A 12629-nucleotide genomic window follows, 5' to 3' on the forward strand; every position below is an offset into this window, starting at 1 on the left:
GACGATGTTTTTCATTCACGGAAAACGCAGTTTTTAAGGTGTATTCGGGGAGGCGGTGCCTGAACGGGCTGTTCCGCAGGAGCCAGTGCCCGCCCTTGCGTCAACAGCTGCAGCAGCGCGAAGAAGATAATAATGGCCGGTAATGCACCGTCGAAGAACAGCGGCTGGGCGCAAAGCAGCGAGTGCGCGCCGAGCTGACACGGCGACGGGCCGGGTTGTTCAGTGTTGCTGGTTTGAGCCGGGGCATCTGCACTCAGCGAAATCTGCGGATCCAGTCCCTGTAAAAAATGGTTGAGCATCACCGCACGCTGCACGAGGCAAAGCGCCATCGCGAGACAGGTGATAATCAAAAGCCATTTTCCGAGGAGCTGACGGTTGCGCATAAGATTCCAGAGTGACAAGACGCCCCGATCATAAACGATAGTGATGAATCTACAAGTGCCGGAAGTGTAAGGTTTTGTCTGCCGCCGCTATTCGCCCGTCAGCGCGTCATAGACGTCCCGCAGCCGCGTGCGGAGAAACAGCACCGCCTTGTGCTTGCGGGATAACAGCGCCTGTTCGCTGGCGCCGGTCTCCTCTGCCAGCATGTTAATGCTGTAGCCGTGGAGCTCGGTCTTTTCAAATACCTCCCGCTGCGGCGGCGGAAGTTCAGACAGAGCCTGGCCCAGCTCTTCCCACAGCAGCGTTTTGAGGTACTCCTCCTCCGGCGTGTGCGGTACGCCGAAGAGGGTTTCTGCCAGCTCGTCTTCCGGATAACCGTCGTCTTCGCCCGTAAAATAGCCGGAGAGCGACACCTCGCGCTTTTTACGCGCCCGGTCGGTCATTTCGTTACGCGCCGCGCGGAACAGCCAGGCGGCGACGTTTTCGACCGGCTGCTCCACTTTCATCAGCTGATACGTCACTTCCTGCAAAATGTCGTCGGCATCATCGCGCACGGACGTCCGTCCGCGAATGAAGGCTTTCAGCCGGGCGCGGCAGGCATTGAGCGCCGACATCAGCATGGATCCGCCCGCCTCCCCGGCTTTCATCTCGCTCACTCCGCGTCCGGCGCTTTTGGCGTGGCTTCATCGCGCTTATCGTCACGATGGCCGTGCCAGCCGCAGTGGCCGCGACCATGGCGACCGAACCCTTCACGGCGCTGCTGAATAAACGCCTCACGCTGTTCGGGCGTCATATTCATCCAGCGCTCGTGCATCCGGCGGTGCGCGCCAAACATTCCGGGGCGGAAACCTAAGCCGCCAAACAGAATGCGGCTCAGCACCAGAATGCCCAGCGCCTGCCAGAATCCGATGGCCTTCACGCCGAGGATGGCCGGGAGTAAGGCGTTCCACAGGGACATCACCAGCAGGCCGAGCACGATGAAAATCACCGCGCCAATGACTAAGCCCTTGCCCATACGGTGGCGACCGAATCCGCGCCCGTGACCTCTGCCGTGCAGTTCAAAATCTCTCATGGTGTTTACCTCATTTATCGTAACTGATTATGGCTTGTGATGAGGTAGACGGATGAGGAAGGGAAATATTGCTGGGGAGAATAAAATTTTTTGTGCTGTCGGATTTGGACTCATAGCTGTTAGTGCTTGCGAGCGCTATGAGTCTCATTCAGAGCATCACTTTTTTCGAAATATTCGCTTAACGAATGCGATAGCGATGGCAGCCAGTATGATCGACACCAGTGCGAGGAAGATGAGCAAGGATAAGAGTGGATTTAACAAGCCACCTAAACTGGTGAAGTCGCTGAGACGTTCAAGTTGCTCAGATGTGCATATACGCAGAATGATCTCAGGAATAATAAGCAAAAATATAATTACGGTCAGGACATAAATCAGAGCACTCTTGCGCTTTGCCATTTTCGATGTTGCCCCTTTCTCAATCATGATTAATAATAAGGTAATGATACTACAAGGTTATATAAAATAGAACAAATCAAAATGTAGTCGAATAAACAGTTAGCTGTTGCTCTAACAAACTCACTTCGAGATATGCATGAAGACCATATAGCAACACTGGAAAAGATAATGCATGAAATGGGAAGCCGGATTGCTTTAAGAGCGTGCTACTAAGTAAATTACCCTCGAGAGATGTATTTCACAATAAGTATAAAATATTGATTGTTTTACACGATGCTCTTAGAGTGTTTTTTATTCAGGACTATAAACCAGAATGAGAAATATTAAGAAGATTGTAAACCTTACAAAAATGGTTTAAAGAAAATATTCTATTAGGAGTTGAATCAATAAAATCAACCCCTATTCTTTGTGAAATGATTTACAGGGGATTATCTAACCACTTTTTATTTATATTTTCCAAGTATGAGGAAATTATTTGATGTGCTTTATTAATAACTGTCACCTCTTCATCATCTGACATATAAACTGCACGACCATGCCTTATATCTCTCGACCATTTAGTAAAGAAATTAATATCCTCCGTTGAAATCAAAGCTGTATTTCGGAAAAATTCCCATTGTATAGACCTGGGCTCATCATTAATATCATTTTGCTCCGAACAGTGATTTCTCAAGGATTCAATGGCCCTGTAACAATAAAATGGGGCATCTTCAATATGAGTAAGTGATGATTTAAAATCATTTAGACAGCGATCAATAAGAAGACCATCCATTCCGACTGATAGCATCCTTAGCCAGTTCATTCGCTCATTAATTTCTTTAAGAGTATGAACGCCGCTCTCCAATGGATAATCAATTCCATAAACCCAATCCTCTGTCAAATCTTCTTTTAAACATCTATCAATAACAACCGTATAATCAAACCCTCTAATAAATGCAAGCTTAGCCATTTCCTTATCTAGTAAAGAACTCACAATTCTTTTTAGAGTTAGTATATTCACCTCTTTATCAATCTTCAAAGTCACCAAAACTTGATTAAGGATAATGCTTATAAATGCATCACCCTTTAAGTCAAATTTATCAGCTATGAAATTAACTTTGAAGTTCATATCTAACTGCGCTCGCTCTGGCAAGACCTTACCCCAAAACATATAAGTAAACATTTATCCATCCTGAATTTAAAAAATAGAGCACAAAACCATAAAGGGAATAGTTGAAAGATATTATTTCGTCAATATCTAATCACTATTACTGTTTTATCATAAGCCGCAGAGAAGCGAACAAATAAGCAAAAAAATGCTGTCAGCATATTTGCGCGCCGTGCTATCAAAAGGCCCCCTAAGGAGCCTCTCACCATCAATCAAGCCTGCACCGGCAAACTAAAACTCGAAATACTCCGTGAAAGCTGCTGCGCCTGCTCTTCCAGCGAGGCCGCTGCCGCAGCGGACTGCTGCACCAGCGCGGCGTTCTGCTGGGTCACGCCGTCCATCTCGGTCACCGCCTGCCCGACCTGACTGATCCCGCGGCTCTGCTCTTCAGAGGCGACGGAGATCTGCTCCATCAGCGTATTCACTTTGTTCACCGATGAAATGATCGAATCAATCACCTCGCCCGAGCGGCTGACCAGCTCCGCACCGTTTTTCACGCTGGAGACCGACTGCGCGATCAGGCTTTCGATATCTTTCGCCGCCACCGCGCTTTTCTGCGCCAGGGTGCGTACTTCGCTGGCCACGACCGCAAAGCCGCGGCCCTGCGTACCGGCGCGCGCCGCTTCAACCGCCGCGTTCAGCGCCAGGATGTTGGTCTGGAAGGCGATGCTGTTAATCACGCTGGTGATGTCTTCAATGCGCTTCGAGTTCGCCGCGATGGTATTCATCGTGTCGATGACTTCACGGGTTACCGCTTCACCGGTGTGGGCATTTTTCACCGCGTCCTGCACCAGTTTCCCGGCCTGATACACATTATCGGTATTGTTCGCCACCGTCGCGCTCAGCTCTTCCATGCTGGCCGCCGTCTGGGTTAACGCCGAAGCCTGCTGCTCGGTGCGTGACGCCAGGTCGATATTCCCGGAGGCAATCTCCTGGGCTGCGTGCGTTACGGTATGGCTCGCATCGCGCACCTGGGCGATAGTCGCCAGCAGCGCCTGACGCATCTGCTCCATCGAGCCCATCAGATGGTCGATTTCGTTGCCTGTACTCCCCTTCACCGGCACCGGAATGTCCAGCTTGCCTGCCGCAATCTGGCTGCAGTGCTCGCGCGCCAGGTTAAGCGGCGCAAAGACAAAGCGCTTCATCAGCAGGCTGACGGCGACAATCACCACCACAAACAGGCTTGCGATAGCGGCAATGATCGCCAGGCCAGAGACGAAGTTACTGCTCGCATCCTCGTTCAGGCTTTTGGCGTATTTCTGGTGGACGGAAAGCACCTGGTCGAGAACGATCTCGTACTGGCGGTCGAGGCGGGAGACTTCCGGGATCAGCGCGTTGAATTTGGCAACATCGTGCGCCTCGGCGGCGTCGATCAGCGGCGCCAGCCCCTGGTTGCGGTAGTTTTGCCAGGCATCCTGATAGGCAGTGACCAGAGGCGCTTCATCGCTCAGGCGCGGCGACGCCATAAAGGCCGCAAAGGCGTGGTCCGCTTTGGTCAGCGCCTCTGTCACGGCGGTAAGCTTTGCAGCGCCGTCCGCCGCATTGCCCGCTTCCACCATCTTCACATACTCCATCACCCGCACGCGCAGCGTACGGCTGTGATTAATAGGGTCAATAATGGACAGCACAACCTGGATCTCTTTGTTGACGTTATCCAGCGAATTATTACTTTTAATGATGAGGCCAACGCTGGTGACGGTGCTGACAACAAAGAAGAAAAGCAGCGAGAACAGGACAATCAGGGACGACTTTTTCAACGACATAAACCAATACCTCAAGGAGAATTATTCCTTATGGTTATCGGCCATTCCAAAACTTAAATTAATTAAAGTTATTGAAGTATCGAACCGGGCTATTTCGCTGACTTATAGCGTCGCTGCAGGGTGGCATTGAGCTTGCGCTGCAACGGCTGCGGTGTCTCCCCTTCGATTAATTTGCTAATCAAATCAAAGCAGTGCCACGCCAGCTGGCGGTTGTCCTGGCGAATGGTATCCACCGGGATCGTCAGCGAATCATAGAGATAGTGATCGTCAAAACTGGCTAACCTGATATCGCTTTGCAGCAGGTTATGCTGGCCCATATAGCGTAGCACCCCTTCCAGCAGCCCGCAGGCGGCGGCGAAGAGCGCTTTCGGCGGACGCCCCAGGCGGGCGCAGAGTTCAGCAAACATCTCGTATCCGGAGCTCGGATGATAGTTGCCGTGAATGATCCACTCGGGGCGCAGCGCCACACCGGCCTCACGCAGCCCTTGCTTAAACCCTTCCAGGCGGTCGCGCGTGGGCGACAGGCGGGGCTGGCCGCCGAGAAAGTAGAACTCATCAGGATGCTGGCGCGCAATGTCGGCCACCAGTTCGGTCGTCGGGGTAATGGAATCGGTGATCACCAGCGGCAGCGCGCTGTCGTTGATGTGGCGGTCAAACAGAACCACCGGCAACTGCTCGCTCAGCTTATGGTAGTCCGCGTCGTTGAGCATACTGGAGGCCACAATCAGCCCATCCACCTGACGCGCCACCATGTTGTTCACCACCACCGTCTCCTGCCCCGGGTTTTCATCGCTGCAGGAGATCAGCAGCTGAACGCCCGCCTCGCGGCACAGCGTTTCCAGCTCGTGAGAAAAGACGGCAAAACCGTAGTTGGTGATCTCCGGGACCACCAGACCAATGGTGTGGCTGCGGTTATCGCGCAGCGAGCGGGCGTGAATGCTGGGCTGATAGTGGTGCTCTTTTGCAATTGCCAGCACGCGCTCGCGCGTCTCTTCCGCCACGCGAAGCTCTTTGCTGCGACCGTTCAGGACCAGGCTGGCGGTGGCTTTTGACACACCCGCCAGCTCCGCGATGTCTTTAATGGTGACGCGTTTTGTTTTTCTCACAACGACTTAGATCCGGCTGCCAAAACCCTCATTCTATCATGCAGGCGCGCAGCGACCAGTAGCGTAATGTGATATCGGACGCACCTTCGAATCGCACCCGGGCCGGATGGTCAGGAAAATAGCGGCTGCTCATCACCCCTTCGCCCTGGTTAATAAAGATTTCGACGCTGGAGCGGTCGCACAGGACGCGCAAATGACGGACGTCCCCCTGCCAGTAGCGGGTCAGCGTTTCACCGGTTTTCAGGCTCGCGCGTTCCAGGCGCACGCCCTGCTCATCGACCTTGAGACGCAGCGCACCGGCAAAATCGACGTTCACCTGCGATGCGTCCAGCTCAAACTCCAGGCGCATCGCGTCCAGTTCGGGCGCGTCGCTGGCGCGCCCCTGCCAGTGCTGCTCATCTTCACGCAGCGCCGCCAGTTCGCGCGCCGGGGTCTGCCAGAGCCTGCCGTCGCGATAGCGGAGTTCGCGCGGGCAGGTCATCTGGTGCATCCAGCCGTGCGCCCGGGTGGGCTGAAGCATCTCTTCCCCGTCCGGTACGCCCATCCAGCCAATCAGGATGCGGCGTCCATCTTCCGCCAGCGTGGTTTGTGGGGCGTAAAACTCAAACCCCGCATCCAGCTCGTGAAGCTCGCCGTGATCGAATGCGGCGCTGGCGTAATCAAACGCCCCGCTCATCCAGGTAGCCGGATAGGTATTGAGGTAGCGATGCGGCTCGCGCGCCAGCCCCTGCGGGCAGCAGATCAGGACATGTGTCCCGTCGAGGGCAAACAGGTCCGGACATTCCCACATATAACCCGCGTCCGTCAGGCCGTTAACCCCGTGACCGGCGATCTCCCCGCAGGATGTCCAGGCGTGTAAATCGGCTGATTTAAACAGCAGCACCTTGCCGCGCTTTTGCACATCCTGCGCGCCGAGCACCATGTACCACATCCCCTCGTGCTGCCACACCTTCGGGTCGCGCACGTGGCCGGTGTAGCCTTCCGGCAGCGCCAGCACCGGCCCCAGCTTCCTGAAGGTCCCGTCCGGCTGCTCCACGGCCAGGCACTGCCATGCGGTACGGCTGCCGTCATCGAACTTAACGTTGCCGGTGTAGCACAGGGTCAAAATGCCCTCGTTATCGATGGCGCTACCGGAGTAGCAGCCGTTGCGGTCATACGCTTCGTCGGGCATCAGCGCCAGGGGCTCATGCCGCCAGTGCACCAGGTCCGGAGAGCTCCAGTGCCCCCAGCACTTAAAGCGATGCTCGCAGTCCAGCGGGTTCCACTGATAGAACAGGTGATAGCGGCCAGCGAACCAGATAAACCCGTTCGGGTCGTTCATCAGCCCCGTCACCGGCGCGGCGTGCCATTGCGGATAATGGCTGTCCGCCAGCGCCCGCGGCTGACCTGTCATAACGGCCTGCAGGATCGCAGGCCAGCGGGAAGGTAACGTCATTATTCAGAATCCGTTTTATATTTCAGCAGCAGTGAGACGGTAAACGCCACGCCGAAGGCAATCACCATGCCGATAATATAGTTCAGCAGCGAGCTGGCCTGCACGATGGCCATCCCCGGAATCGCGGTCAGCCCGACAGCGGTCATGTACACATGCACGGAGACCACCCATGCCCCGCCCACCGCGCCGCCAATCAGCGCAGCGATAAACGGCTTAACGAAGCGCAGGTTGATACCAAAAATGGCCGCTTCGGTGATACCCAGCATTGCAGAGAACGCCGACGGCAAGGTAATGGCTTTGATTTTGGCGTCTTTGGTTTTGAACCACACCGCCAGACAGGCGCCGCCCTGCGCCACGTTCGCCATGGCCCAGATCGGCAGCAGGAAGTTAACGCCAATCGACGGGTTGCCCAGCAGCCCGGCTTCAATCGCGTGGAAGCTGTGGTGAATACCGGTGATCACAATCACCGAATACAGTCCGCCGAACAGCAGCCCGGCGAGCCAGCCCGCGTGGGCGATCAGCGTGCTCAGAATAAAGGAAATGCCGTCGCCCAGAGCGCGCCCCGCCGGGCCGATAATCAGCAAGGCGATAAAGCCGGAGATGACGACGGTGAGGAACGGCGTCAGGATCAGGTCTAACGCATCCGGGATCGCGCGGCGCAGGTTTTTCTCCACGATGCTCATAAACCAGACGGCCAGCAGCACCGGGAATACCGTGCCCTGATAGCCAATCATCGCGATCTCAAGACCGAAGAAGTTCATGGTGTGGAAGCCCGATGCCACGCCCCAGGCGTTGGTCAGCGCCGGGTGGGTCAGAATGCCGCCCAGCGTCGCGCCGAGATACGGGTTACCGCCAAATTCGCGCGCGGCGGTAAAGCCAATCAGAATAGGCAGAATGATAAACGCCGCCGAGCTGCACATGTCCAGCATGATGTAGATGGCGTTATCCGCATTGACCCAGCCGTAGGTTTTTACCATGCCGAGCAGGCCCATCAGCAGACCGGACGCCACAATCGCGGGGATGATCGGCACAAAGATATTGGAGAGCAGACGAGCAATGCGCTGGAACGGGTTCAGCTTGCGCGCCGCCAGATCCGCAGCCTCAGATTTACTGGATTCGCTAATCCCCGCAGCCTGAATAAATGCGGCGTACACCTTGTTGACCACGCCCGTGCCAAAAATCACCTGCATCTGCCCGGCGTTACGGAAGCAGCCTTTCACGCCGTCAACCTTGCCAATAGCCTGCTGATCCGCCAGCGCGTCATCGACCAGCACCAGACGAAGACGCGTTGCGCAGTGCGCCGCGCTGGCGATATTTTCCTTGCCACCGAGCAGCGGAATAAGCTCGCGGGCGATTTGATTAAAATCCATAGATACCTCTGCCTGACTTCTTTTTATGATGTGCGAAACGCTCCCGCCAGGCGGGAGCGTGATGGGTTAAAACCAGGTTTCCATCTGGACCCCAAAGTTCCATTCCCCGCCGGCGTTGAAGCCGCTGCTGCCAAAGGCATCATCGCTGGCGTAATGATCCAGTTTGCTGCTCCAGTCCATCCAGGTGGCAAACAGGCGCAGTTCCGGACGGCTGAAGAAATCGCCGATTTTGCTCGCTTTTAAGGTTGGCGCAAAGGTCAGCTTGTAGAAACTGCCGTTCACGGCGTTGCGATCCTTATAGCCTTCCGGGTTTAAATCCATGTACTGATAGCTGCCCTCAAAGGCCAGCGCGAAATTCTGGGTGACCTCTTTGATCAGGCGGGTGTTGAGTGTTACCCACTCATAGCTATCGCCCTTGACGTAGCGATCTTTACTGCTCTGTGCCAGAACGGCGGGCGCAACGCTCCAGCCACCGCCGATCGGCGTGACACCGTAACTTGCGAAGCGCCAGGTATCCGCCTCTGACAGCAAGGCGCCATCGGAGCCGATGCTTTTCACCTCCGCACCCAGCCCGTGACCATACAGCAGCGCCGTTTTGGCGGTCCCTTCGCGCAGGCCGTAGAAGCTGTCATTATGCAAGCCCACCAGAGCATGAACGCCGTGGTTGGCGGCATCCGTTTTGATGAGATCGCCGTTAGTGTCTTTACGGTCGTCGTTATCCTTCGCCCGCAGGCCGCTCACCATCAGCTGGAACGGGCCGGTGAAGTGGTTCATGCTGAGGATATAGTTCTGAACGTTGTTGTCGGTCTGCTCCACGCTGCCGAAGTTGCGGCCATAAATGGAGAAGTTGCTGCGCAGCGAATCGTTCCACTTCACGTCATAAACGCCGCCGCCGGTACCGGCCAGGAACACCACGTCGGAATCCAGCCAGTGAATGTCAAAGTTGTCGCGGTCGAAGCGTTTACCCGCCCAGAAGGTGCTGCCCTTCAGCGCGCCGGTAAAATCAGGCAGATTGCCCAGCTCTGCGAAGGCCTGGCGAATATTGAGGTCGCTGGTATCGGCTGACCAGTCGTTATAGGTTCTCTGACCGTCGGCCAGCATCGCCTTGAAGCGCGTGGTCGCCCCGTTATCCAGGGTTTGCTTGTGCTCGAGGTTCAGCTCGACGTAGGTGTCGGCTTCGTTACCCAGACGCCCAACCGCACCGCCGGTTTCACCGGCTGGCGTCAGGTAAGGGCCGCTTTTGCTGCTGGAGGCCGCATCGTTCATCAACAGGCCAGAGCGGGCATAGCCGTGGAACTCAAACCCGCCGGTCTGATCCGCCTTTTTCTCCAGCGCGGTGGTGCGCTGCGCCACCTCCTGGGTCGTCGTTTGCGCCTGCTGCTGAGCGGCAACCAGCTGCTGCGTTTTTTGTTCTGCTGCCGCGGCGCGTTTCTCAGCCACCTGCGCGCGCGTCTCCGCGTCCTGAAGGCGCTGCTCCATCGCGGCAAGGCGCGCTTCAATACTGGACATATCCGTCTGGGCAAAAACAGAGGTACTTCCGGCCAGCATGCCTATCATCACGGCAAGTCTGCGTTTTTTATACATTTTGTCGCATCCCTAAAAGAAGTCATTAAACGTGCTAAATTGCTAAACCGGTTTAGGTTGCTGATACTAAACCTGTGAATTTTGGATCGGCAATCTTTTTTGCTAAACCGATTTAGTAAGTGTGATCGAGGCGACAATTCAGGCCGCCGGATGGCGGCCAGGAGAGGAGAAATTACAGGTCGTGCTGCCAGGGCAACGCGGTCATCGCCCCTTTGGCGGTGGTGGCCAGCGCGCCGCAGCGCTGGGCGAGCGAGATAACCGGAGGCAGCGCCTGACCGTCGGCCAGACCGTAGAGCAGCCCCGCCACAAAGGCGTCGCCCGCGCCGGTCGTATCAATGCACTGCACAGGCGTTGCCGGGTAGTGTTTTACGGTACCTTCATGCCACGCGGTTACGCCCGCTTTTCCCTGGGTAACCAGCACCAGACGCGCCGGGCAGCGCTGCATCAGCACCTCCAGACCAACGTTTACCTCCGCGCTGCCGGTGAAAAAGGCCAGTTCTTCTACCGAAAGTTTCACCACGTCAGCGCTTTGCAGCGCCTGTTCAAGACAGCGGTGAAGTGCGTTCTCATCCGGCCAGAGATCCGGGCGAATATTGGGGTCGAAACTGACGTAACCGCCCGCCTCCCGGATGGCGGCCATCGCCTGAAAGGTCGCAGCGCGGCTCGGCTCGGCGCTTAAGGCGATGGAGCAGACGTGCAGCCACTCCCCGGCGCTGAACGTCGGCAGGTCGTCGGGTTCGAGAAACAGATCGGCGCTCGGGCGCACCATGAAGGTAAACGATCGCTCGCCGTGGTCGTCCAAATCAACCACCACCGTTGAGGTGCGGTGCGCCGGGTCAAGGCGCATCCACGTCACGTCAACCCGCTCGTCAGCGAGCGTTTTCGCCATAAACCGCCCGAAAGGATCGTCGCCAACCCTGCCAATAAAGGCGCTCTGGCCGCCCAGCCGGGCAATACCGACCGCGACGTTCGCTGGCGCGCCACCAGGGCACTGCAGTAATCGACCTTCTCCATCGGGCAGCAAATCCACTACCGCATCGCCAAGTACCCAGATTTTCTTCATGTGATCCTCGTAGCTAAACTATGTTAAACCGTTTTAGCTATTTAAGCACAGGCCGGGCAAAGGGGAAATAACGGGAGGGAAATTTGAGTTAACGCACCAGATGCGGCCAGTGGATATCGCCGACGCCATTCAGCTGCGGCCGGGCAAACAGGAATCCCTGAAAGCGTCGGATCCCGGCAGATTCGAGCCAGCACCACTCCTCAATTTTCTCGATACCTTCCGCCACCAGGGTGATTTCAAGATCGGAGCAGCAGCTGATGATGGAGCGCACAATTGCCTGTTTCGGGCCGCTCAGGTGAATATTGCTGACAATTTCCCGGTCGATTTTAATTTTATCCGGCTGGAACCGGGTCAGCAGCGAAAGTCCGGCATAGCCCGAGCCAAAATCATCGATCGCCAGGCCAATCCCCTCACCGCGAAGCTGCTTGATGGCGCTGTTAAACTGGTTGAACCCGGAGATCATCTCGTTTTCAGTGACTTCAATGACTACCTGCTCCGGCTGAAGGCCATGTTTTTTAATCTGATCGACCAGAAATTCCACTGCGCCAGGGACATTCACCAGCGACATGGGCAGCAGGTTTACCGCGATTTTATGGCTGCCAATGCCCAGCTTTTCCGCCAGCGCAAAGGCATAGGCTTTTGTCTGGAGATCGACTTCGTAGACGTTGTCCGGGTTGACGGTGCTGAAGAAATGCTCCGGGCTGCCGCCGTCGTTGCCGCGGATAAGCGCCTCAAGGGAGCTGATCTTCCCTTCCGAGGGCTCGACAATAGGCTGCAGCGCAAACTGGCAGGTTTGCCCGGCAATCAGGCCCAGGTGTTCGCCAAAGGGTAGCGTTTCGGTCGAGAGCGTCCATTTGTCCGCGGTGTAGCGTGCCCCCGACGGGACCGGACGTTTACCGGTTATGAAGGTCTGAATAAATTTGAACACCCGATCGTCGGAGGTCAGATAGCTGTCCAGCTTGCTGTAGCGCAGCACCGACTGCAGCACCTCTTTCGGCGACTGCGTTTGCAGATCGAACAGCAGCATGCCGACGTTTTCGAAGCGTCTGCGCGGACCATAGTCCCGCAGCAGTTCTACCACCCCGCTGTGCCGCTTGTCCTCACGGATGGTATGGAAAAGTTTGACCACACTCTCTTCCGACCCTTCAAGGATCTGCAGAACCTCATTCCCATTAGCCAGGAGGACGCCGGTAATAGCCAGTTTTGTGTTGCGGCCCCTGGCGCGCTCCACCAGCTCCCGCAGTTCAGTGGACGGGCGGGATAAATTCAACTGGCTTCGGTAGATCAGAGTCGTCAGCACAAAAAGGGGTTC

The 12629-nt window shown here is 55.9% G+C and carries 12 protein-coding genes; all 12 read right to left on the reverse strand.

Features of this window, described 5'->3' with window-relative positions; translation table 11 throughout:
- Positions 1–11: 11 nt before the first annotated feature.
- The 12 genes from ACMGGQ_RS09915 to ACMGGQ_RS09970 all read right to left on the reverse strand — a co-directional run bounded on the left by ACMGGQ_RS09915 (position 12) and on the right by ACMGGQ_RS09970 (position 12617).
- Entirely contained in the window at positions 12–383 is a 372-nt protein-coding gene (locus ACMGGQ_RS09915) for a hypothetical protein (protein WP_045910602.1), read from the reverse strand.
- 87 nt (positions 384–470) lie between these two features.
- A complete protein-coding gene (locus ACMGGQ_RS09920) occupies positions 471–1028 on the reverse strand; it encodes an RNA polymerase sigma factor (protein ID WP_420290563.1) in 558 nt (185 codons plus the stop codon).
- Positions 1029–1033: 5 nt separating this feature from the next.
- Positions 1034–1453, reverse strand: a complete 420-nt coding sequence (locus ACMGGQ_RS09925; protein WP_063617702.1) for a hypothetical protein — start codon at positions 1451–1453, stop codon at positions 1034–1036.
- 156 nt (positions 1454–1609) lie between these two features.
- On the reverse strand, positions 1610–1849 hold the full coding sequence (locus tag ACMGGQ_RS09930) for a hypothetical protein (protein WP_420289952.1): 240 nt from the start codon (positions 1847–1849) through the stop codon (positions 1610–1612).
- A 418-nt stretch (positions 1850–2267) separates the two neighbouring features.
- Positions 2268–3011: a hypothetical protein gene (locus ACMGGQ_RS09935; protein WP_420289953.1), complete on the reverse strand. Its 744-nt coding sequence runs from the start codon at positions 3009–3011 to the stop codon at positions 2268–2270.
- A 197-nt stretch (positions 3012–3208) separates the two neighbouring features.
- Complete coding sequence (locus ACMGGQ_RS09940; RefSeq protein ID WP_420289954.1) at positions 3209–4759, reverse strand: methyl-accepting chemotaxis protein; 1551 nt, start codon at positions 4757–4759, stop codon at positions 3209–3211.
- Positions 4760–4848: 89 nt separating this feature from the next.
- Positions 4849–5865, reverse strand: coding sequence for a LacI family DNA-binding transcriptional regulator (locus tag ACMGGQ_RS09945; protein ID WP_023344186.1), 1017 nt, complete (start codon positions 5863–5865; stop codon positions 4849–4851).
- A 28-nt stretch (positions 5866–5893) separates the two neighbouring features.
- Positions 5894–7300, reverse strand: a complete 1407-nt coding sequence (locus tag ACMGGQ_RS09950; RefSeq protein ID WP_420289955.1) for a sucrose-6-phosphate hydrolase — start codon at positions 7298–7300, stop codon at positions 5894–5896.
- Positions 7300–8670: a sucrose-specific PTS transporter subunit IIBC gene (locus ACMGGQ_RS09955; RefSeq protein ID WP_023619263.1), complete on the reverse strand. Its 1371-nt coding sequence runs from the start codon at positions 8668–8670 to the stop codon at positions 7300–7302. Before ACMGGQ_RS09955 ends, ACMGGQ_RS09950 begins: the two co-directional genes overlap by 1 nt.
- Positions 8671–8736: 66 nt before the next feature.
- A complete protein-coding gene (locus ACMGGQ_RS09960) occupies positions 8737–10254 on the reverse strand; it encodes a carbohydrate porin (RefSeq protein WP_111966628.1) in 1518 nt (505 codons plus the stop codon).
- 172 nt (positions 10255–10426) lie between these two features.
- Positions 10427–11317 carry an aminoimidazole riboside kinase gene (locus ACMGGQ_RS09965; RefSeq protein WP_420289956.1) on the reverse strand — a complete coding sequence of 297 codons (891 nt, stop codon included), beginning with the start codon at positions 11315–11317 and terminating at the stop codon, positions 10427–10429.
- 88 nt (positions 11318–11405) lie between these two features.
- On the reverse strand, positions 11406–12617 hold the full coding sequence (locus tag ACMGGQ_RS09970; protein WP_420289957.1) for a diguanylate phosphodiesterase: 1212 nt from the start codon (positions 12615–12617) through the stop codon (positions 11406–11408).
- Between the last annotated feature and the right edge of the window lie 12 nt (positions 12618–12629).

This window comes from Enterobacter sp. BNK-13, assembly GCF_048685015.1.
Classification (GTDB): Bacteria; Pseudomonadota; Gammaproteobacteria; order Enterobacterales; family Enterobacteriaceae; genus Enterobacter; species Enterobacter quasiroggenkampii.

What these genes read in the sequence shown, in the direction of transcription:
- ACMGGQ_RS09915 (WP_045910602.1), bottom strand. Translation starts at nt 383, where the DNA reads ATGCGCAACCGTCAGCTCCTCGGAAAATGGCTTTTGATTATCACCTGT.
- ACMGGQ_RS09920 (WP_420290563.1), bottom strand. Translation starts at nt 1,028, where the DNA reads ATGAAAGCCGGGGAGGCGGGCGGATCCATGCTGATGTCGGCGCTCAAT.
- ACMGGQ_RS09925 (WP_063617702.1), bottom strand. Translation starts at nt 1,453, where the DNA reads ATGAGAGATTTTGAACTGCACGGCAGAGGTCACGGGCGCGGATTCGGT.
- ACMGGQ_RS09930 (WP_420289952.1), bottom strand. Translation starts at nt 1,849, where the DNA reads ATGGCAAAGCGCAAGAGTGCTCTGATTTATGTCCTGACCGTAATTATA.
- ACMGGQ_RS09935 (WP_420289953.1), bottom strand. Translation starts at nt 3,011, where the DNA reads ATGTTTACTTATATGTTTTGGGGTAAGGTCTTGCCAGAGCGAGCGCAG.
- ACMGGQ_RS09940 (WP_420289954.1), bottom strand. Translation starts at nt 4,759, where the DNA reads ATGTCGTTGAAAAAGTCGTCCCTGATTGTCCTGTTCTCGCTGCTTTTC.
- ACMGGQ_RS09950 (WP_420289955.1), bottom strand. Translation starts at nt 7,300, where the DNA reads ATGACGTTACCTTCCCGCTGGCCTGCGATCCTGCAGGCCGTTATGACA.
- ACMGGQ_RS09955 (WP_023619263.1), bottom strand. Translation starts at nt 8,670, where the DNA reads ATGGATTTTAATCAAATCGCCCGCGAGCTTATTCCGCTGCTCGGTGGC.
- ACMGGQ_RS09960 (WP_111966628.1), bottom strand. Translation starts at nt 10,254, where the DNA reads ATGTATAAAAAACGCAGACTTGCCGTGATGATAGGCATGCTGGCCGGA.
- ACMGGQ_RS09965 (WP_420289956.1), bottom strand. Translation starts at nt 11,317, where the DNA reads ATGAAGAAAATCTGGGTACTTGGCGATGCGGTAGTGGATTTGCTGCCC.